The sequence below is a fragment of the Paenibacillus sp. JDR-2 genome (assembly GCF_000023585.1).
Classification (GTDB): domain Bacteria; phylum Bacillota; class Bacilli; order Paenibacillales; family Paenibacillaceae; genus Pristimantibacillus.
The window spans coordinates 6,051,791-6,074,690 of sequence record NC_012914.1; the positions used below are offsets into that span (position 1 = coordinate 6,051,791).

Consider the following 22,900-nt stretch of genomic DNA (forward strand, 5'->3'; position numbering starts at 1 on the left):
GAATCTCCCTTCAAGTGTGGCTGACTCCTTAATGGAAATATCTATTAAATAATAGCATGATTAACGCTTGGAAACGATCCTATCTATTAATCGCCTTAATCCGGTATATAGATACCGCTTCCGCTGCCAAGTTTCCTGCCATTAAGCAATAAGGCTTTCGCTGCTCGCTGCAGGCTCGTTACTTCCCCGTAATCATTGGGATTTGTCTCTAACCGATGAAAGATTCTTTGCTCCGCTTCCCTTGATGCTTCGTTCACTTCATAAACGCAGAAAAGCCATTGAAACTTCAGAATGTTCGATTCAGCCTTCAGCACCTGGTCAAGACCGGGATAGAGCAGCCATGAACTGCAAATGTAAACCGAAGGGATTCCTCGGAAAAACTTCCGGGCTATAAGGAAAGAATGCGATACCGCATCCGGGGTTAACGGTTCCCCTTCCGGAATGTGAACATTCAGCACCAGCTGATTCTTTTCCACCAAGCGTTGTCCTGCCTTCAAGCTCTCCCCGTTAAAGGCCATTGGCTGAAACTGCAGTCTTCCCAGACGAAATAACTGAAGCCTGACATGCTCCTGAAGCCAGTTGTACTCTTCTATGCCATACTCGCCGTAATCCCGGTAGCAGGCTTCGCTCCAAATCCGGATATCCGTGAACGTATCGAAATAAATGTTGTCTTCGATTCCCCGAATCCGGTATTCTTCGTACGCATCCACGGCAAATCTCGCAAACAGATACAGCAGCATTTGCCTGTACCCCGCCGTTCCCGTAACCTGACGGAAAAACGAATGACGGTCCGTATGAAAATGTTCTTTCAACTTCGCATATTCCTCTTCTTCCATGCGGTAATCTATAATGATTCGGCTGGCTTCCCCGCCTAATTGAATTCCTTTACAAAACTCGCTTACATGCATAAACTTCTGTCCTTTCATTGCCCGTTCTTAAACTCTTGCGGCGTCATCCCGTATTGGGTCTTAAACAATTTTATGAAATACTGCGGCTTCTGGTAGCCGACCTCAAGCGCGATTTGGCTTATCCTCAGATCCTTGTTCTTTAACAATTGCACCGCCCTCTCCATACGCAGCCGAAGCACGTAATTCGAGAAATTTTCCTTTGTTTCCTGTTTAAACAGGTTGGATACATAGACGGGATGCAGATTGACATGATCGGCCACCGTTTGCAGGGTGATATCCTTTATATTTTCTTGTATGAACCGGCGGATTCGTTCCATCAAGTCAGAGCGGATGTTATCGGAGCGGCTGTCGCTATACGCTTTGATTTGAACATAGCTGCCGAAAGCCCACTCCTTTAACGGCTCTACGCTCCAACCGGCATCAATCTTCAGCATCTTATCGATTTCTCTTCCGAACACTTCGAAGATCCGTTTGCCCTTCTTGTGCAAATAATAGGAATAGGCTTGCAGCAAGGTAACGTAGATTTGCAGCCCGTATTCGCGCGCTCCGCTGCCCGCGCTTTCAAGCTCATCGAATATCCGGTTCAGCTTGCTCTCGAATCCGTTCCATTGCTCCATATCGATTAGTTCCATAAACGTTTGGGAACGATAGAGCTCCGCAAGCGGCTGGATTTCGAAAACCTCTTTCTTTTGCTTCGCGTCAAAAAAGCTTTCGGTCTGGTAGCCGATATAATCGGTATAAATCGATAAAGCAGAGTGGTACATGGGCAGAGTGTCCTTTGGAAACCCGCCCCAATTACTTAGTACAACGGAAACCTTCGACTTTAAATAAAGCTTGATTTGATGCTGGGAGAGCCTCGCTAAGTCTTCTATTATCGCAGAGTGGTCTCTGCCTGATTGCTCCGCCCTATTGGGCTGAACCAGAAAAATCAAATAATCATGCGAATCCTTGCAATACGCCACATGATATTTATTCGCGAAAACCTCTTCCACAATGTTAAACATGGCATATTCGATCAACGAGAGACTATAGAGATCCGTATTCGAATAGTCTTCCTCTACTCTCATGCACAAGAGAATGGCTTCCCGTTCGGCGGAAAAAGGAAGTCCGTACAATTGAAGCTTGTCCTGCAAAGCCGATAACGGGTAGCTTTTGCCGGATAACAATTCGAACAAAAACATTTCTCTTAATTTGGGCAGGCTTTCGCGAAACCGGTAAGCGAATTTCTGCTGATTAAGCAGCTCATTTCCTTCTTCCTTAATCCTATCGATAATGGTGCGCAGCGTTTGCTCCAATTCCTCGTTCGATACCGGCTTGAGCAGATAGTCGCATACCTGCTGCTGAATCGCTTCCCTCGCATATTGAAATTCATCATAGCCGGTTATAATAACCGCCTTCGTATTTTTCCATTTCTCATTGATTCGGGCGATCAATTCAAGCCCGCTCATCCCGTTCATATGAATATCCGTTACCACGATATCAACGGAACGGTAGTTCAGCAGCTCCAGAGCTTCCTCGCCGGAATAAGCCTTATAAACATTGGAGATTCCCATTTGCTCCCACGGAAGTCCGATAGCCAGACTGTCAACCAAATGCGTATGATCGTCCACGATCAAGATTTCGTACATGCTTACACACCTTCCTTGCCGCTCCAGCTTAATTGCACGCAGAGCCCGCCTAACTCCGATTTGCTAAGATGTACGCCCGAATCGCTGCCGTACATTAACCGCAGGCGCTGATGAACGTTTTTCAGCCCGGATTCTATTTCCTCGCTGCTCGAATGAATCTTCTTGCGCATAGATTCAATCATGTCGTAATCTCCCCCGGTGCCATTGTCCTCCACGGCTGCATGGTTCATTCCTTCTTCGCTCCAGCATCTAATGCGTATCATTCCGTATTCGGAATGATTATTGAACGAATGCAGAATGACATTCTCCACAAGCGGCTGTACGATTAACCGCGGAACTTCGAGCTCCGCGAGCTGCGGCTCAATCTGGATCTGGAATTCGAAGTCGTCCCTCAGCATGCAATGGATTTCCAGATAGAAATGGATCAAGTCCAGCTCCTCTTGCAGCTTCACCATCTTGCTCCCCGTCTTGGTCGTATACCGGTAATACTTGCTTAAGTTCATGGTCATCGAGATAGCCGCTTTGTTTTCCTTAAGCTCTATCATGCTTTTGATATAAGCAAGCGTGTTGTACAGAAAATGCGGGTTGATCTGCGACTGCAGCTGCTTCAGCGTTGCGTCCTTCGACCTGAGCTGTTCTTTGTACACATCCACGATCAGCTCCTCGATTTTGGAGGCCATGGAGTTAAATCTGTCGTACAGAAACCGGTATTCCCCTTTGGGCTTGTCGGTCATCCTAACGGAATAAATCCCTTTCTCGATCAGATTCATATTCCGAATCATCTTCCGGAACGGAATTTGAATATTGCGGTACATCACGAAAGCTAGATAAGCCCCCATGAACAGAAGCATGCCGCTTATGATGTAAAACATGGTCTGGTTCCGGCTGATCGGCGCCATAATATGGCTGATCGGCACATAGTCGACGAGATACCAACCAAGAGATTCCAGCTTCTGATAATGAACCTGGTACTTCGTCTTGTCGGATTGAAGAAGCATATATCCGCTTTCCGCCGAAGGATCTATCTCCTTAAGCCGGGGAAGAAATTCGTCGATTTGTTTCACGTTAACCGAATAATTATAGATAGGTTCCGCTCCTGGGTGGTACAGGAACGGATCGCCCGAGCCATTCGCTTTAAATTCCGACAAGGCGCTCCGAAGCGCGGATACGCCGAATTTAAGCACAACCCGCATACGAGCCTCGCCCGTCTCCGCCGAGTTCTCGGGATAAGACAAAATCCCCATAAAATAATCCTCGCTAGGATCGGAATAGTACTGCCAAAAGGTATCTTGCAGAGGAAACTCCTTTGGAAGCGCATTCAAGCTGGAGTTGCTTTTGATAACGATACCGGTCTTGGGATAGAGCACCGCGATTACGGCTTTCCAATCGCCGTAACCGGCAAGCCGGTTAATTTCTTCCGAGACGGTTCGGTTAACCCTGTATTTGCCCAGCACATCGTCAAGCAAATCGGGATAAGCTAAATTTCGCACGTCCGTGCTTTCGTACAGCATTTTCTTATACGTATCCAGCCGGAAAAACAATTGATCCAGCTGATTGGCGAAAGTCTCGATCTGATATCTCTTCACCTTGATAATCTCATCGGTCAATACATCCGTGCTCGTTCGATTCGATACTGCGAACAGGAGCAGGATCGGGATAAGTAAAATCAATAACGTAGCGATCAATTTGGTAAATATGTTGAATCTGCTCATGACTGATCGTCCTCTCAGCTTCTGGCTCATCGCATTAATGCTGGCGTTGGAATTCGGAGAACTGCTTTTTCAATTCGGCAAAAACAATATCAAAGCCCGCTTTCTTGAGAGCTGCGAGGGCATCGTCATAATATTGATCGTAACTGGCTATCCCAAAGTTGATAGGCTCGAATTTTTCTTTATAGACCGCCATCACTTGCGCGATTTCGTTCTTAACGGGACCTTCGTTGAAATGGAACCCGGACAGCTTGGAAATACGGGAATTCTCGTCGTTCGCAAGCATATCCTCGATCACGTCATCCTCTACGTTAGCCGGCGCGATAAAATAGTCCTTGTTCCGCCACATCCATTCGTACATCAGCTGATCATTGGTTAATTGCTTGATTTTACCGTTTTCCAGCACGTAATCCTTTCCTTCAACCCCGTAAATAATAAAATTGTAATTTTCTTTGCTTTGCAAAATCCAATTCATAAACATCATTGCGCGTTCCGGGTTTTTCGACGCGGAGGTAATCATAAAGGCTTCATTGCTTGGCGTCGTAATATACTTGGGCTTCTCTTTCGCGAGATAGTACTCGCGCAGCCTTGCTTCCGGATCGGCATTCCGCGCCGTTTGCAGATTTTCCATCGCCCGGGAAACCGCGCCTACGCGGAATAGAAGCTTCCCCGCATTCTCCTGATCAATCTTCGCAGCCGGATTCCCCACAAGGTTCATGTCGATAATCCCTTTGTTCACCCAGGACTCGCGTAATCGAGCTACTTTCTTGTATAGATCGGACTCCACGTAGCTGAGCAGCTCTCCCGAATCCTCATCCACCATAAATAACATTCTTTCATCCAAGGAAGTGTAGTTCTGGTCCGTCAACTCGCGCCATAACAACTCATGCCCGCGGTCGGTTTCCAAATAGCCGTAATAGCTTGAATCTATCGCATGCATTCGTTGATAGAATTGTTCCAAGTCCGCTATCGTCTTAATGTCCGTCATGCCAACCTTCTCCAGCAAGTCCTGGCGCACCATAACGGAGGAGAATTTCCCGGCGGATGTAAAGGCCTGGGAAGGTATCGCCCAAAGCTTCCCGTCGATCCGGTTCTGCTTGAAATTATCTTCGGGTATATGCTTAATAAGATCCTGTCCGTATTGGCCAAGAAGCTCGTCTAACGGCTGAATATAGCCTTTGCTGTAATAAACGGAGACGAATGGCGCGCCATACCAGAACAAGTCGTAATCTTCTCCGGTGGATAAGGCCAGCTCCAATTTTTGTTGGTAATTGGACCATGGAATATAGGTCAATTCCAGGTTCATGTTCAAATCCTTCTTGAGCCGGTCGTTTAGTTCATTTTCCACAAAATCGCCCATGCGCGACGACTGGTCTCCAGGCATAATCACTTTCAGCGTGACAAATGATTCCGGTGCGTCTTTGCCAGCGTTATCCGTTGTACCGGGATTATGAGGTCCTGGCGATTTGGAAGAACCCAGGTTAATATACTGGCTGAATAAGGCGAATACGAGAGATAAGGAAAGTATCGCAACGGTACCGATCACTGCACGCTTCATCTTGTCATGCTTCCCCTTCACCATAGAGTCTCAAGTCTCAATGCTAGTCTACACTAATTCCAGTAACGTGAATACGCCGTCATAGAACAGGAGCACATGAGCGCTAACGCCATGTGCTCCCGTATTCATCTGCCTTTTAGTTCATAAATTGGACGAATTGCAACAACCGTTTGATCATAACGGCGGCTTCCGCTCGGGTTGCATTCGCTGCCGGATCTATAGTCGTCAAGGACTTCCCTTTTATGATTTGAGCAGTGAGCAATTCGGCTATCGAAGCTTTAGCCCAAGGACTTATGGAAGCCTGATCCTTATAGTTTCCAAGGGCATTGTCATTCGCTTGGACCGGTTTGTTCACAAAGTTCAGAGCTCTAGCTGTCATAACCGCGATTTGTTCGCGGGTGATTCTTTCATTTGGTTTAAAGGAACCATCCGCATAACCGTTAATGATCCCCGCATGAACGGCCGCTGCAACAGCATCCGCGAACCAGTCTCTTTTTGCTATGTCGCTAAAATCAGCAGCCGCACCCGGAGAGCTAAGCCCAAGGGAACGAACAAGCAATGCCGTAAACTCTGCGCGGGTAATCGGTTGGTCCGGCGAGAAGCGGTCAGGCGCAGTACCGTTTATGATTCGTTTCGAGGCCAGCAATTCGATTTCCGACTTGGCCCAGTGCCCCTGAAGATCAGCGAACGTTCTGCTGCCCGAATCCGAAACAACCGCGTAAATGCTGTTCCCGTTTCGTTTAATTACAAATTCCGTACTTCCCCCGTTATCTTCAAGAACAGATGGAACAAAAGTAAATGTCCTTGTATCCGGGTTAAATAGAAGCGCAGTCGCGTTCGCTTGATTAACGGCTCCCGGCACAATAACCGTTCTCTCGATGTAAGTGCTGCCGAAGCCGGTTATTTCAACCGATTTTCCGTTTGCTTGAGCATAGATTTTGTAATCCAGAGCAGGAGCAAGCAAGGTTAACCCTTCTTTGCTTGCTTGTTCAGCCAATAAATCCGCCGTACTGCCTGCAACTTTATCGATAACTACGCTTAGGGTCATATTCTCAAGGCTCGTGCCAAGCTTTTGCGCTATATCGGCCAAGCCTAAAGCTTTGACGGGAACCTTGTAGCTTCCGAAATCCGTCAGGATAAGGATGGACGCATCCGATAGGTCCTTCCCAACATCCGCTAATCCAGACGAGGGAATATTCACCTTCACGCTTCCGCCGTTGTTTTTCAACTCGATAATAACGGAATTGAATTTTACGCTGGATGGCTTGGCGCTAAGAGCTTGGAAGGCGTCTTGGAGCTTCTTCGCGTCAATGGCCGCTTCGGTTACGCCGTCCGTTGAACGGACAATGGTTACCGCGTCCTGCCCCAGCTTGATTCCTTTATCCGTTAAATCCGGCCCTGGTTGTGTTGTTGTTCCGCCAGAGGACGGGTTCGAGCTCGAATCATTGGACGCAACCGCCACAACGAATTGCTTCTCCAAGTTGCCGTCAGTAGACTTAGCCGTAATAACGGTGCTGCCGATACCAACAGCCTTGACCAGCCCGGCAGCGGAGACATAGGCAACTTTACTGTTCGCCGACGACCAGACTACTCTTTTATTGCCCGCTTCCGCCGGCACTACTGCAACATTGATCTGTGCGCTGGAATCAAGAGACAGTTGAAGCTGGCTTGGCGTATTCGCCGTTAAGCCCGTCACTCTGATCGGAGTCTCGGCCGCACTATTCGATACGTCCACGCTGCCAAGCTCCAGCCATCCGTCGTTATTCTGCTCCGCGTTAGCGAAGCGGAACTTCTTGGCGTCCGCGTTGATCTCCTCTAACGGATTCACGTAGCGCATCAGGATTTGATAGCTTCCGTTGCTTAAAGCCGGATTACTCGCCGATTCGAACAGCTTATTGTTGTCGAATCCGTTTGTATTGGGAAGCAGGTCTTTCAAGTCCCAGCCCGGTTCCCATACCTTCACGATACCGCTTTCGGATTTGGCCGCAAGCTCTACCTTCCAATCATAGTAGAATGGCGCTACTCCTCTGTTCTCAAGCTCTACTCCGACCTTCAGGTTTCCGCCTGCTGCATCCAGATAGGCAGAAGGCACATAATATTCATAGCCTAATCTGCGCGACCCTTCGGCAGCTCTTGCCAGCGGTTCGGATTCCAGCGGAGTTTGGAAGACCCCTTGCGTAATCAGCCAGGAGGCATGGGTCAAGTTCAGGCTGGTGTAATAATCTTCGCCTTGCGCTCCCTCGATTGGCGCCGATGGTTCATTGTATACAGGCGGATCATTGTTCCACATCTTCAGTTGAATTTCCGGTCTCATCTCTCCGCCCATGCTGTTCGTTTTCCAGAAATCCGTCACTCCGGCATCGTTGACTTTCCCCCAGAAATGCCAGCCTTGACCTCCGAGACTAGGCGGGAGGGTCTGGAAAGCAAAGGAATCGTCATGGTAGCCGACATCGAATTCTTTGGTTTTTAAAGTGCTGTTATCCATCGGATACCGCAGTACAAGCTGCGTTTCGTCAAACGCATTATCCATATCGGTAAGAACCCGCTTCAGGTTGGCGTCTGTCGGCATTAAATTTGGCGACTTAATATTTCCGTCGTAAGGGTACGTATGCCATTCGCCCCAGAAGCCGATCAATCCAATGGTCAGGAAGCCGATACGCGGATCGCCGTCATATCGGGCTCCAAGCGCCCCAATGAAATTGTCCAATGCTCCCATTAAATGCTCATCATTATAATCAGGCGCTAGACTTGTAGCATCCTTACCGTTGTTGTATTCCGAATAGGCGTAAGTCTCCAGCCCTTCGTCCAGAAGGAATTGCGGGATTCCGGACGGCTTGTTCGGATAGTCCAGATAGACCCTGAATACGGCCTGATTACCTCTGGAGGCAACGGCTTCAAGCCGTTTGTCCAGCTCCGTCCAATTAAAATCATTCAGGTTGTTCATCAGCTTATTAAGCGGAAGGTAGAAGAACTCCAAGCTGTAAGGAAGCTGCGTTGGACGGTCTCTCCAATCATCGCCTTCGGTGAAATAAGACTCCTCCGAAGCATCGTAGAAAGGAAGGAAGCCTTTAAGCGGATTGTCCACTGGCGCATTCCGATACGTAAGCGCCTCCGTTCCGGCTGCTGTTGCCCAAGCTGGCGGAGCCGGGTGGTCAACAGGCTCGGTCGTGCTCCCTCCTCCTGATCCATTCGTTCTGCCAGCTAACGCATAGAGAGCAATTTGGTCGATGCTGAGAACATTGTCAGCTTGATTTTTCGGGCCAAAGCCGAATTGAATTTGGAGAACCTTGCCCGCATCAAACTTCGCGTCGCACGCATCGCAGCCTTGCCATGCGGATTGGACTAATGCGCTCCAAGGAATTCTCACCATTCCCTTGTAGCCTGCGGCAATGGATAGGGAGCCTCCGCCAAGAGTAGTTGTTTTCCAGCCTTCGGCACCTTGATAGAATTGTACGGTTCCTCCTTCTTTCAAGGAGAACTCGCCTTTTGGCGCATCCGTAACAAGCGAGATATTCAAATCCATATTTTTGCTGCTTGGCGAAAGATTGTTGACCCAGAAGGTGAGCCCGTCAAAGGCGGACCAATCCGAATCCGTCCCGTTAAAGGCAACGCGTTTAACGTTTACCCAATCGGATGCCGTTTTGCCCGGAGGAGGAGAAACGGAAAACTTCATCGCTTGAGTGCCATTCGAGACATTCACGTGATCGATCGTACGAAGGGTCGACGGTTCTCCGGATTCCCAGTCTATCCGCCAGATGTTCTGCAAGGCAGCATCGTCCGAGTACGATTCGAAATCATCCAAACTTTTATCCGCCCGATAGAGCATGATGTCATCCATCGTGATGACGTTATGCGGATAACCTGCCGGCGGGTATCCGAACTGAAGCCCCGTTACTTCGCTTGGATCAAGCAGGGCTGCGCAGTCTGCCTGAACGCCGCCGCATTGCCATGCGGATTGAACGAATTGATCCCAACCGAGCTTCACAACACCTTTGAAGCCTGCAGGAACGTTAAGCGACGCTCCATTAAATGCCGCAGGCTGCAAGCTTCCATCCGCCGCAATCGTTAAGGCATGCCCGCCTTCCTTTAATCCGAACTCGCCTTTGGCTGCAGGCGTCTGAAGCGCGACATTTAAGCTGAAATCCTTATTGTCGTTTGTTGTATTGTCCACCCAAAAGCTTAAGCCGTCATACTTGGACCAATCTCTCTTGTCAGAAGGGATGGAATGGATAATATTCGACCACTCCGAATCCGCGATTGCGGTCGACAGCCGGAGGCCCTTGCTTCCGCTCGACTGTCCGAGCGCTCTTGTAACGGAGCCCGGTTTGTCGGACCATGCTTCCGTCCATGCTTGCCCAAGCGAAGCATCATCCGCATAGGACTCGAAATCTTCGATAAGCCCCGGTTTGTCGGAACCGGAACCAGGGTTGGTGCCGGGATCCGTGCCAGGGTTGGTGCCGGGATCCGTGCCAGGGTTAGTACCGGGATCCGTATCTGACTCCACCTTATCCGTAAAGTAGATTTCATCGATATAGATCGTTCCCGTAGTCCCCCACGCAGCTTGCGAGATCGCAATGCTCCAAATCGTTTGCGATAGATCTACTCCTTGACTAGGCAAATCGATAACGAAGTCCTTATAGGTTGTCGTAACCGTATCGCCGCTGAATTGTCCGAGTGTTTTCGTTACGCCGCCAATACTGATATTGACCTGCTTCTCTTCGCCTCCGGCAGCTCCTTTCGCCCGTATGACCAGCTTGCCCGTATCGGATAGATTACGGCCGATATTCGTTTCCATGCGCGACATATTCTGATATTGCAGCACTAATGCGCCGTCCTCTACAACACCGGCGCCATTCCCATTGGCAAAGTTGCTTGATCCGGTCCATTGGTTCAGATCATTTTGAGTATTCTCGGACCATGCCGGCGTTCCGTCGTAATCATCCACAAGCAGACGCTTTGGCGGTGCCGGCGGTGAAGTTGGAGGTTCTGAACACGGTGAAGTGCAATCACCTATCTTTACTGACCCCAAATTCAACCAGCCATACTTGTCTTGATCCGTATTCGCGAATCCTACTTTTTTCGCCTTAGCGCTAATAGCCTCTAACGGATTTACAACCTTCATCACTAAATAGTAGTAACCGTCCGTTAAGCCAGGAGCGGCAATTGTTGTATCGAAATAATAGGGTTCGCCGAATGGAACATATTTCGGATCGCCGGCTACATTCCATTCCGGATACGTTCTGATCTCCGAAGGCATAACCTTCGTCAAATCCCAGGTTGTATCCCACTCTTTCACGAGTTTTCCCGATGCATTCTTTACTCCCAGCTCTACCTTCCAAGGATAAGCGAAAGGAGCAACGCCATTATTCTGAATGGTTACACCAACCTTAAGCGGGTCGCCTTGAGCAATGTCATTGTAGTATGAGCTCTTCACATTCAAATCGTAGCCCATCTTTCTCACGCCCGCGGCAACGGCAGCATCGCCTGCCTTATAATTGCTGATACCGCCTTGGTTAATCATCCACGTCGCATGAGTCAGTTCGATATCATCCATGGCATTATCAACGTTAGTCCCGCCGCTGAACAGCTGGCTCTGGATTTCCGGGCGTACTTCCCCGCCAACCGATTCCGTTATCCATTTATTTTCCGAGCCGGCTTCCAGCATCTTGGTCAGGAACGAATAATAGGCTCCGCCCATACTCTCGGGCTGCGTTACGCTTTGCGGCGGATCACCTTCTTTATAACCGAAGGAGTCGTCATGATAGCCTATATTGTACTCCGACGCGCCGGGCAAGCCCGGGTATCGGACCTCAAGCTTCGTATAGTTGAAGGCTGTATCATAAGCGGTAAAAAGCTCTTTGATTGTATCGGCGCTAGGCATATAGTTAGGCAGCCCGTCAGCCGTATCCTCATCGTAAGGGTAAGTATGCCACTCCCCCCACAAACCAACGAGGCCCATATGAATATAGCCAATACGCGGATCTCCGTCATATTTTGCGCCGAAGGCTTTAATGAAGTTAGTCAAATACGTGACCATTAAAGGGTCGTCGTAATCCGGCTCGTCTTGGTTAAAGGTATCGTTATGGCGCATCGCAACGCCGCTGTCATGAATAAACGCCGGTATGGCATCGTCTTTACCCGGATATTCAAGATAAACTCTAAGCGCTGCTTGATTCCCTCTTGCCGCAATGGCATTCAGCGCCGGCTCAATGCCCGTATCGAACGTAAAGGAATCCGGGCCATTCATCACCGCCTTTAGCGGGACATAATACCATTCCAAGCTATGGGGAAAGGAAGTTTCCGTTTCCCACGGATAGAACGGCGCAAATCCTTTTAGCGGATTGTCCAGCGGGCTAGGCGCATAGGTCAAATCATGCTTGGCTAGAGCACTATCCACCGCAGGGCTTGGATACGGATTCGTTGGTACGCGAGTCAGGCCGGGGCCGGGGTCAGCACTAACTCTGCTAGCGGCATTGCCAAAAAGCGTGCTCAATAACAAGCTGACAATGAGCATCACTTTAAGAGATGTCTTTCCGATATCGTGCAAGGAAAACCGTTTCATCGAAATCCTCCTATTTTCTACTTGAAAGCGCTGTCAATAATAAACTTAAATCTTGTTCCTTTTTGACTAATATCGAATCTGAAACAGGTTTTATCCGGACTCATAGAAGTCCGGATACCCATTATCCTTTTGTAGCACTGAAGGCGATCCCTTCAATAAACTGTTTTTGGAAGATAAAGAAAAGAATAATCATTGGAACGACCGCCATAAAGGCGCCTGCCATTAACACCGGATAGTCCGTCCCGAACATGGACACTAGCGTCGCTATGCCCGATGACAGGGTCATCTTCTCGGGAGAGCTGTTGATAATAAGCGGCCATTGCAGTTCATTCCAAGCCCATTGCAGTTGAATAATGACAATGGCTACCAAAGCTGACCTGACTAAAGGAAGCATGATATGCCAATAAATTTGAAACGGATTGCAGCCATCCAGAACGGATGCTTCCTCCAGCTCCTTGGATATGCTCATGAAAAATTGCCTTAGAAGAAAAGTAGCAAAAGGGCTGATCAAAGAAGCAATCCACAAAGCGGTAACGGTGTTGACGAGTCCGAGTTCACTCATCATCATATATTGCGGCGTATAGAACACGGGATTCGGCACCATCATGACCGAGAGAAGCAAGATAAACAGAATCGAGCTCCCCGGAAAACGGATCCGGGCAAAAGCATAAGCTGCCATCGAACTAAAGATAACGGGAAACACGGTCTTCATTACTGCAGATATAATCGTGTTAAGGTAATAATGCGGGAACTCCGATTGCTTAATCGCCTCAATATATCCTCTTAAGCTGGGGGCATCCGGTAAATAACGGATCGGAATCTGCGTGGCTTCCGTCGTTGTCTTCAGCGAAGTCAACACCATCCATACAAACGGAACGAGCATAGCGATGGCGCTGATAATAAGAATAATGTGAACAACCAAGTGAGCTTTCCTCGCCGATGAGCTGATCATAGTTGCGTCTTCCCCCTTCCTCAGTCGTAGACGACCCATTTTTTCTGGAATGCGAATTGAATGCCTGTCAGCGCAAGGTTAATCACCAGCAGAATATTGATAATGGCAGCGCCGTAATTGCGGTCATTATAAATGAAGCTGTTTTGGTAATAGGCATACACAAGAGAGCGAACCGACGGAAGCGCGACATTCGTCTTTCCGATAATCAGATAGATCGAGTCGAAGATTTGCGTAGCTCCAATTAATAGAATGATACTGGTGAAAAACAGAGTTGGCGTTAGCATCGGAATGGTAATATACCGAAACTTGTTGAATCGCTTGGCGCCGTCGATATCCGCCGCTTCATACAGCGATTTCGGAATTCCTTGCAAGCCTGCGAGAACAAGCAGCATATTCATGCCGATTGCCCCCCATACGCCTACGATAACAAGCACAAGCATGGCATAATTGCCATTGGACAGCCATGCGATATGCGTTCCCAATAAATGGTTGATGAGGCCGAAGTCCTTGGCGAACAAGACCACCCATACCATCGCTGCCGCGGCAGGCATCGTTACTTGAGGCAAGAAAAATATGACGCGATAAAGGGAAACCCCTTTGATCTTCGTATTCAGCAGTACGGCAAACAAGGTTGAGAGCACAAGCGTAAGGGGTACAAACATAGCTACATAAACTAAGGTGTTGCGCAGATTCTGCCAAAACTCTTTATCCCGGAATAACTTCGCATAGTTATCGAATCCAACCCAATGATTGACGGTCCCGAAATTTTCCGAATGCTGGAAGCCTAACAGGATCGATTGGATAACCGGCCAACCCCAGAAAACCAATGTGCCTATGAGAGTCGGCGCGATCATGAAATAAGCCCACACATACCTGCTTCTGGAATTCAATTTCACCACTCCCTATTCATCGGAGACGTTCCTGACAGCAGGAACGTCTCCCGAATTCCTTTTTAATTTGGCTTTAACGACACTTACTTTGTATCCGCGATTGCTTGATTCATCATCTCCGCAACCTTCTTGGCGCCTTCTTCTACCGAGATGGCTCCGCCCCATGCCTGCGACATAATCTCAGGCTCTTTCGCGAACCATACCGGATACGACATCGAGCCGCTTGGATACGGAGTTGCGTCGGCTACTTGCTCCGTGAATACTTTCAGATTCAGATACGGTCTCGATGTCAGCCATGCATCCTGCGTGCCGTTGTATGCCGGAATAGCCGCGCCCATTTCCGCCGTAATTTCCGCTGCTTTTTGCGATCCCAGGAACTTGAGGAACAACCAAGCCTCATCTTTGTTTTTGCCGCTTGCGGACATCACGTTGCCGAGGCCGTTAATGATATTGGCTCTTTTCACTTTACCCATTGGCAGTTTCGCCCAATCCCATTTCCCCTTGACAATGTCGCTGCTGTCGATATCGCTGATCCGCCAGGATCCGTCGAAAATCATCGCTAACTTGCCGGACTTGAACATCTCGGTTGCTTCCATATCCGTCATTTGCTGATGAGTTGGAGAAGCGCCGTCAACCGTCATTTGATAACGGGCTTGCAAAGCTTCGATAGAAGCCGGATCATCGTACCCCGATTTGCTCATATCATCGGAAATGATTTTACCGCCATTAGCCAGCATGTCGTTCCAATAGCCGGTTTGCGTATCCATTTTGGCTCCAAAACCATAGATGCCTTTATCAGGCTGGCTCAGCTGCTTGGCTACCTCGGCCAGCTTGGCATAAGTCCAAGTGTCGTCCGGATAAGGGATACCCGCTTGGTCGAACAGCTCTTTGTTGTAAGCAAGACCGATAGTATCGAAATCTTTAGGAATACCATAGTTCTCGCCGTTCAGCGTATAAATAGAAGCAAGATTCGCCGCGTAATTATTGAGATCGATTTCGCCGGCAGCTACTTTGCTTGTGATCGGCTCAAGGAATTTACCGGATGCGTAAGTTGCGAATTGACCTCCGTGCATCCAGAACACGTCCGGCAGCGTCCCCGCAGGTGCGGCAGCGGACATTTTTGTCCAATAGTCGCCCCATGGAATAACTTCGACCTTAACCTTGATGTTTGGGTTTTGCGCCGTAAATTCTTTTGCGATCGCTTCCATTGCGGGCTGCTGAATTTTATCCCAGATAGCATAGGTAAGCGTTACGTTCTTTTTAGGTGCATCCGTTGCCTCACCGGCATTGCCGTTCTTGCTGTCGTCCGGTTTGTTAGTTGGCGCGTTGTTCGAGCTGTTGCTGCATGCAGCGGTAATTAAGGAAAGAACCATCAAGACAAGCACGAGCATGAATGAAAATTTGTTTCTTTTCACCATTTGATATCCCCCTAATGAATTGTTTAGGCAAAAATTTTGCATAAACTCTATCGTTTGCATCACCATTGCCTCTTTACACATTTAGTCTAATCGATCTCTACAAACGCTTTAAATGCCTCATTTTTAAGATTGCATGCCTTATTATTAAGATGAAAAAAGGTTTGCATTCAAATATAGATTCCTCCATAATATCAGTAAATAATTGCGCAAATTATTTCATAAAACAAATTTGGGAGTGTCTACTATGACAATTACTGCACTGCAACGGGAGCCCGGGGAATTCTGGTGGGGAGGCGTTATCAATGAGGGCCACCTTATGCCGTTTGGCGATCGGCCGCATTCGCGCGACCTGCGTTTGACCGACGATAACCAAGCTTCCCCCTTATTGCTGTCTAATCGAGGAAGATATATTTGGTCCGAAGAGCCGTTTGCCTTCTCCTTTAATGAGAGTACCGTGACAATCGATCACCCGCAGAAGATCACGATTGAAGAAGGTCACTTCACCCTTCAAGGCGCTTACCGGCATGCCTGCGTTAACCATTTCCCGCCTTCCGGCGTTACGCCGGACGAAATTGCCTTTACGGCGCCGCAATACTGCACTTGGGTGGAAATGTTCTATGAGCCGACGCAAGAGAAGCTTATTCATTACGCGCAATCTATTATTGAAAACGGCTTTCCTCCAGGCGTCCTGATCATTGACGATAATTGGATGCAGGATTACGGAACCTGGGATTTCGAGAAGCACCGTTTCCCCGATCCCGCCAGGATGATTCAAGCTCTGCATGAATTGGGATTTAAGGTGATGCTGTGGGTATGCCCGTATGTGAGTCCTGACAGCATCACTTTCCGGCAATTATTGAGCCAAGATCTCTTGATGAAGCATGCAGACGGCACGCCTGTTTTAAGAAGATGGTGGAATGGGTACAGCGGGGTCGTTGATTATACCCGCGCGGAAGGCTCCGCATGGTTCAAACGGCAGCTGGACAGGCTGATCCAAGATTACGGGGTTGACGGCTTCAAGCTTGACGCGGGAGAACCTATACTGCCAGGCCTGCTGAATGACGTTTCCCGGGACGTCGAATGGTCGCGCCCTATTCTCCCCATGGAAGATTGCGAAGCTTACGCGCGATTGGGAATCGGATACGGGCTCAGCGAGCTGCGGATGTGCTGGAAGCTAGGAGGCCAAGCGCTTATTCAGCGGCAGCGCGATAAGACGCACACGTGGGATGCGACAGGGCTTGGGGGACTCATCCCCAATGCCATCGCTCAAGGTTTAATGGGATATGCCTATAATTGTCCCGATATGATTGGCGGAGGAATGGACGGCGACATCAACTCGCCTGATTTCCGATTCGATTCCGAACTTTTTATCCGTTTTGTTCAATGCTCGGCATTATTCCCCGCTATGCAGTTCTCCATGGCTCCTTGGCGGGTTCTCAGCGGTGAAGAATTGTCCTGGTGCATGGATGCGGTACAGCTACGGACGAAGCTTGGCCCTGGGCTCGCCGAGCTTGCGAATCAAGCTGCTGAAGATGGACTGCCTATCCTGCGCAGCTTGGAATTTGTTTTTCCGAATCAAGGCTACCACACGATCCAGGATCAATTCATGGTTGGCGACTCCATTCTGGTAGCCCCTGTCTTAATGAAAGGACAACTTATTAGAATGATCCAATTCCCGGAAGGTCGTTGGCTCGGCGATGACGAAAGTGTAGTAGAAGGCCCTATCCAGCTAGAAGTACATGCGCCGCTGTCCCGATTGCCGTGGTATCGAAAAATCTAAATCGTTGCTTCGAGGAGGGTGATCTTTACATGAAAAAAATCAAACTAGCCGTTATAGGAGCAGGTGCGCGAGGTTTCCTGTCCTATATGCCGTATGTTCAAAGATTTCCGAGCGAGGTTGAGGTGGTCGCGGTTGCGGAACCTAACCAAGAGAGAAGAACGAGATTTGCGGAAGCGTTAAACTTAACTTCGGATCAGCTCTATTCAACATGGGAAGAATTGCTGGACGAACCTAAGCTTTGCGATGCGCTACTTATCTGCACACAGGATCAGATGCATTACGAGCCTACGGTTGCCGCTCTCCGCAAGGGGTATCATGTCTTACTAGAGAAACCGATGTCGAACAGCCCAAGCGAGTGCGTAGCGATGGAGGCTGTCGCCCGCGAAGAAGGACGTTTGCTCTCTATCTGTCACGTTTCGAGATATACCCCTTTCTGGCAAAAAATGAAGCAGCTTATTCAAGACGGTTCCATCGGGAACGTCATGTCCATTCAACATAACGAAAACGTCGGTTACCTCCATTACGCTCATAGCTTTGTGCGGGGCAACTGGCGAAACGATACGCTTTCCAGTCCAATGATTTTGGCCAAATCCTGCCACGACATGGATCTCATTCGCTGGCTTGTTGATGCCGATTGCGCGAAGGTCAGTTCCTTCGGATCGTTAAGCCACTTCCGGATTGAAAACGCGCCCGAAGGGTCGACGGACCGCTGCACGGATGGCTGCGAAGTAGAATCCACCTGTCCTTATTCGGCATTGCAATTCTACATGCAAGACACGAAAGCGAATCATTTTGCGGCGCTTATCGCGGATCCGCCTACCGAAACGAATAGAATGAAGGCGATTTTGGAAGGCCCTTATGGCAAATGTGTCTACAGAACGGATAATAACGTCGTTGATCATCAAACGGTAAACATGGAATTCGAGAATGGCGTTACCGTTATGTTCAGCATGAGCGGGTTTACGCGGGATATTAACCGCATCGTTCAAATCATGGGGACCAAAGGGGAAATTCGAGGCGATCTCTTAAACGGCCGTATCGAACTATTCGATTTCTCATCCGGCACGCAGTCGGTTATTCAAATTCCTAACAGCCAAAGCGGTCATCAAGGAGGCGACGACGGAATCATGCGGCAATTCGTGTCCGATCTGCGGCATGAAAGGTATATAGATACCTTGACCTCTGCGCAAGCCTCTCTGGAGAGCCACTTAATGGCCTTTGCTGCCGAGAATTCAAGGCTGAATGGCGGCGCCCTTGTCGACATGAAGCTCTTCCGTCAATCTTTTGCATCAAATGAAACCGTAGCTATGCCAAGCGATACCGCGGTATAAAAAACGAAAAGGCTGGCCCGCGTAACGGCGGGCCAGCCTATTTTTTATTCGAAACGAATCTCGTCTATCCAGACGGTACTATTGCCTCCGTGCCAGAAGGTCATCGTCAATTGTCCGGGGCTGCTGCGGTCTACTCCGTTCGACGCTAAATTAATAGCGAGATCCTTATAGCTGGTCGCAATCGTATCCCCGCTGAAATCACCTAGTGTCTTAGTCACTCCGCCAATCGTAAGCTGCATATGGTTTTGTTCGCCTCCGCTTGCGCCTTTGATGCGAATGACCAGCTTGGTGTAGCTTCCTACGTCTTGGGTAATATCCGTGCCTAACCAGCCGTTGTTGTTATACTCCAGCTTTAATGCCCCCGAATCAATAACGCCCGCATTGTTGGCGAAGCTGTTCGCGCCCGCCCATTTGCCGAGATCATTGCTTCCCGGCCAGCTTGGAGAATTGTCGAAGTTATCCACCAGCAATATCCCGCTGCTTCCGGCATTAGTCGTTACATTAACCGCTGCGCTGGCTGCCGATAAATTACCCGCTGCATCCTTTGCTTTGACGGTATACGTGTATGCCGTGCTGGCATTTAATCCGCTGTCCGTAAAGCTGGTTGCGGTTGATGTGCCTGCCTGATTCCCGTTTCTGTAGATGACATACTGCGATACGCCGACATTGTCCGTTGAAGCGCTCCATGCCAAGCTCACGCTGCTCGAGGTTTTGCCCGATACGCTTACGTTGGTTGGCGCAGTTGGCGCCTGCGTATCACCGGTGCCGCCACCGCTGGCATTAATCTGAATACGGTCAAAGTCAGCCGCCCAACCTGTCGGGTTGGAGAAATGAATCGTGTTATTGCCTGCATTGAGCTGCACTTGCGTCTGAACGGTGCCAATGGCCGTCCAGCTTCCCGTGCTAGGCATGTTCAGCGTAACAGGCGATCCTCCGTTAACCCGTATTTGAGCCGAACGGGCTTCGCCGCTAAGGTAAGAAACGGTCATGGTGTAGGTTCCAGCAGTTGACGCGTTTACCCCGTTAAATTGCAGCGTACCGTCATTATTGCCGACATATCCCACTTTCGAGCCTCCCGAACAGGTGCTGCACGCGGAAATAACCGCTGATCCGGTCCGCGTATTCGCTGCAGCCTCTGCTTCATAGGCCGTTAAAGTTCCGCCTCCTCCTGAAGCGCTGGTGGTCGCGGTTACAGAGCTGCTTGCGCCGGATACGTTCCCCGCTCCATCCTTGGCCTTAACGGTGTAGACGTAATTCGTGCTTGGACTTAATCCGTTATCGGTAAAGGTTGTGCCTGTCGCGGCCCCTGCCAATACTCCTCCGCGATAAACCTCATAACCGGTCACGCCTACGTTGTCGGTTGAAGCCGACCAAGTCAAGCTGACGCTGCTCGAGGTCGTACCGCTTACCGTCAGATTCCCCGGAACGCTTGGCGCCTGAGTATCCGTGCTCCCTCCGCTGCTGTAGCCGCCATCATAAGGAGTCTGGGTCAAGCTGTACGAAAGCGTATTATCCGGCTTCAGCTGGTCGAAAGGCCCGATGTTCTGATCGGCGGGATCCATGCCGATTCCCACTTTGCCAAGCGGTGTTCTGCCGCCCGTATAATAGTTCGAATTCGCGAATCTTGCGCTTGGCTTATAACCGGCCGGATCCAGAATGGACAGCGCTAAGGTGTAAGTTCCCGCCGGCATATTGGATGGAATGGCAAAGGCACCTGAAACCTGTTGAACGGCTGGAGCTTGATTGTATTGACGCGTCGCGCTGTTCCAATCGTCGCCCGGCATCCAGTTCCGTATGTCCGTGCCGTTAAAGATGCCCTTCCAAGCTACGGTACGGTCGCTTCGCAGCAAGCTGGCCTCCACCGGCCAGTTATAATAGAACGGCGCCGACCCTTTGTTCACAACCGAGAAGGACACGTTCATTGACCCGCCAGGCTGCACGCTGCCTGAGTATGTAGCCTGGTTAATGACGAATCGATAGCCGAATTCCTTCTGCATCAGCGCAGCCCCTTGCGAGACGGCGGAATTGTTCGCATCGTACAGATCGATCCAGCCGAGACTGGTTGTGTGCGTTTTTTTGATCCAATCGATCACGTAGTTCCGATGGTTCGGATCGCTTAACGTATCATCCGGGGAATCGCCGGGCTGAATATTTTTTTGCCCCCAATCGTAAGCAACCTCCCCGCCGTTAACCTGCGTTCTCCATACATTTCTCGCTGCAATGCCTTCGCCTCCCGACAGATCATCGATTAAGGCAAAGGAGTCCCACAGGAATCCGAAGTTAAAATTCTGGAAGGTATCGGGATACCGCACCTGCACTTTTTTATTTTGAAAAGCCTGCGAAGCCGCATTGCCTAATGCGGTCTGGAAGGCGAGCGGAATCCGGTCGGTCCCGTCAGCAAGCTTATCCGGATAAATGTGATGCTCTCCCCAATTCCCCCATAGTCCCAGCTCGATGTAAGCCACTCTCGGATCGTTATCCCAAGCTTGACCAAGCTTCTGAATGAAGGCGGTCAGTCGGTTTTTCAAGGTGTCCGATGTCCATTGCGTAGCCACGTCTCCATGAGGAACACCTTCCGGCCAATATTCTCCGGAGTTCGGGTAAACGATGATTACGCGAGGAATAACCTTTTTGTTCTGACTTTCGATCCCCGCCCAGGTTGTGTTACTCCAATCCTTGATTTTTTGGACAGAGTCTGATGCTGCATTCTCCAAATCGGTGTATTTGATGTAGTGCTTGAACACAGTGCCGTATTCATGATTCGAAAAACTAGTGTCATTCAAAAAGCGGGTTGGCCGAAATCCCATTAAAGGATTTTTGAACGCCTCTTGCGTTTCCGTCAAATTAACCGTGATTGCGCCAACGGCTGCCGAAGCCTTATCCGGGAATGGCAATGCAAACGAACCTCCCGTCAATAATACAAACGACAATAAAATGGTAAACGCTTTCAAAACTGACCTCGAACCCATGCTTCTCATCAATCATCCCTCCCATAGTGATAAAATTTATGCAAATAAATTGCGCAATTTATTTGCGTTCTTAGTATATTCTACCTGCGTTTATTTCGTCAATCAAAAAACAAAAATAGCCGTCCTCAGATCCGGTGATCTGAAGACGGCTATTCGTATCCGTTAGTTACGCCTTACCCAACGCTTTTGAGCAGGATTCCCGCTCAATGATCTCGGTCTTAAGACTAATGTAAACTTCGGAAATGTTTTTGCTTGTGATCAATTCGGTCAGCACTTTTACGATGATGGAACTGATATCGTATCTAAACCTTCTTACGGTCGTTAAAGGCGGAACCATAAACTCCGACAGCTTCAGATCATCAAAACCGACCAAGGAAACATCTTTGGGAATACGGAGGTTCATCTCGGCCAAAGCCTTCATAGCCCCGTAAGCAATGATGTCGTTAAATGCGAAAATCGCGGTGATAGACGGCTGTTCCCTCATTAATCGCTTCACGGCTTCATAACCGTGCGCGGGATCAAACGCGCCCATTGCAACATTGGCGTCGGTCCATGTCATCTCCAAATCGCGGAATGCGTCTTTGCATCCATCCAGCCGGTTCAAATTGACAAGATGGTTGCGGGGCCCCGCAATCATCCCGATTTTCCGATGGCCTAAACCGTGCAAATAACGGATTACCTCGTAAGCGCCTTTTCGATTATCGTAATCAATATAGTTTTGCCCCGTATTGTATGTTCTTCCGTTCGTAAACACATACGGGATCCCGAGTCTATTTAATTCCTCGAACATCTTATCGCCCGCAACCGGGTCGAATATGATGGCGGCGTCCACTTTCTCCTCGCCCAAAAGCTTATAGGCCGGGGACGACTGCGAGTCCGAATAATGCTTCACGATATGAACCTGATGGCCGTATGCTTCAAACTCATCCTTTAAATGATTCAAGTCGGCAGAGGTAGACGGGTCGTTATCGAAAAAGTCATTGTTCCCCGGTACGATAACGACGATATTATAGGATATTCCAATCTGGTTGGAGGGAGCAATCCCCGGTTTTAAATGTTCATTGGCAATATCCAATACTTTTTTGCGAGTCTCCTCGCTGAAATTGCCCTGGTTGTTGATGATTCTGGATACTGTACTAATCGAAACGTTTGCTTTTTTTGCAATTTCTTTTAGCTTGATAAGAGCTCCCTCCAT

The 22,900-nt window shown here is 49.2% G+C and carries 12 protein-coding genes; 2 read left to right on the plus strand and 10 right to left on the minus strand.

Annotation, left to right across the window (positions count from 1 at the left end; all coding sequences use genetic code 11):
- Nucleotides 1-95 precede the first annotated feature (95 nt).
- From PJDR2_RS26470 to PJDR2_RS26510, 8 genes are all read right to left on the minus strand, one after another.
- Entirely contained in the window at nt 96-926 is an 831-nt protein-coding gene (locus PJDR2_RS26470; RefSeq protein WP_015846817.1) for an acyltransferase domain-containing protein, read from the minus strand.
- Nucleotides 923-2,536, minus strand: coding sequence for a response regulator transcription factor (locus PJDR2_RS26475; RefSeq protein WP_015846818.1), 1,614 nt, complete (start codon nt 2,534-2,536; stop codon nt 923-925). Before PJDR2_RS26475 ends, PJDR2_RS26470 begins: the two co-directional genes overlap by 4 nt.
- A gap of 2 nt (nt 2,537-2,538) precedes the next feature.
- Nucleotides 2,539-4,248, minus strand: a complete 1,710-nt coding sequence (locus PJDR2_RS26480) for a histidine kinase (RefSeq protein ID WP_015846819.1) — start codon at nt 4,246-4,248, stop codon at nt 2,539-2,541.
- Nucleotides 4,249-4,282: 34 nt separating this feature from the next.
- Complete coding sequence (locus tag PJDR2_RS26485; protein ID WP_041613649.1) at nt 4,283-5,803, minus strand: ABC transporter substrate-binding protein; 1,521 nt, start codon at nt 5,801-5,803, stop codon at nt 4,283-4,285.
- Nucleotides 5,804-5,939: 136 nt separating this feature from the next.
- Nucleotides 5,940-12,365 (minus strand): S-layer homology domain-containing protein, encoded by a 6,426-nt coding sequence (locus PJDR2_RS32160; protein ID WP_015846821.1) that lies wholly within the window; start codon nt 12,363-12,365, stop codon nt 5,940-5,942.
- Between the two features lie 121 nt (nt 12,366-12,486).
- Nucleotides 12,487-13,317 carry a carbohydrate ABC transporter permease gene (locus tag PJDR2_RS26500; protein ID WP_015846822.1) on the minus strand — a complete coding sequence of 277 codons (831 nt, stop codon included), beginning with the start codon at nt 13,315-13,317 and terminating at the stop codon, nt 12,487-12,489.
- 20 nt (nt 13,318-13,337) lie between these two features.
- Nucleotides 13,338-14,207, minus strand: a complete 870-nt coding sequence (locus tag PJDR2_RS26505) for a carbohydrate ABC transporter permease (protein WP_015846823.1) — start codon at nt 14,205-14,207, stop codon at nt 13,338-13,340.
- Nucleotides 14,208-14,290: 83 nt separating this feature from the next.
- Entirely contained in the window at nt 14,291-15,625 is a 1,335-nt protein-coding gene (locus PJDR2_RS26510) for an ABC transporter substrate-binding protein (RefSeq protein ID WP_015846824.1), read from the minus strand.
- Nucleotides 15,626-15,869: 244 nt separating this feature from the next.
- On the opposite strand from PJDR2_RS26510, the gene PJDR2_RS26515 reads away from it, so the two are divergent.
- Nucleotides 15,870-17,405, plus strand: coding sequence for a glycoside hydrolase family 31 protein (locus PJDR2_RS26515; protein WP_015846825.1), 1,536 nt, complete (start codon nt 15,870-15,872; stop codon nt 17,403-17,405).
- A gap of 29 nt (nt 17,406-17,434) precedes the next feature.
- Nucleotides 17,435-18,736 carry a Gfo/Idh/MocA family protein gene (locus tag PJDR2_RS26520; protein WP_015846826.1) on the plus strand — a complete coding sequence of 434 codons (1,302 nt, stop codon included), beginning with the start codon at nt 17,435-17,437 and terminating at the stop codon, nt 18,734-18,736.
- Between the two features lie 44 nt (nt 18,737-18,780).
- On the opposite strand, the gene PJDR2_RS33650 is transcribed toward PJDR2_RS26520, so the two are convergent.
- Together PJDR2_RS33650 and PJDR2_RS26530 are read right to left on the minus strand one after the other, a co-directional pair.
- Complete coding sequence (locus tag PJDR2_RS33650; protein WP_015846827.1) at nt 18,781-21,714, minus strand: fibronectin type III domain-containing protein; 2,934 nt, start codon at nt 21,712-21,714, stop codon at nt 18,781-18,783.
- Nucleotides 21,715-21,871: 157 nt separating this feature from the next.
- On the minus strand, nt 21,872-22,900 hold the full coding sequence (locus PJDR2_RS26530) for a LacI family DNA-binding transcriptional regulator (RefSeq protein WP_015846828.1): 1,029 nt from the start codon (nt 22,898-22,900) through the stop codon (nt 21,872-21,874).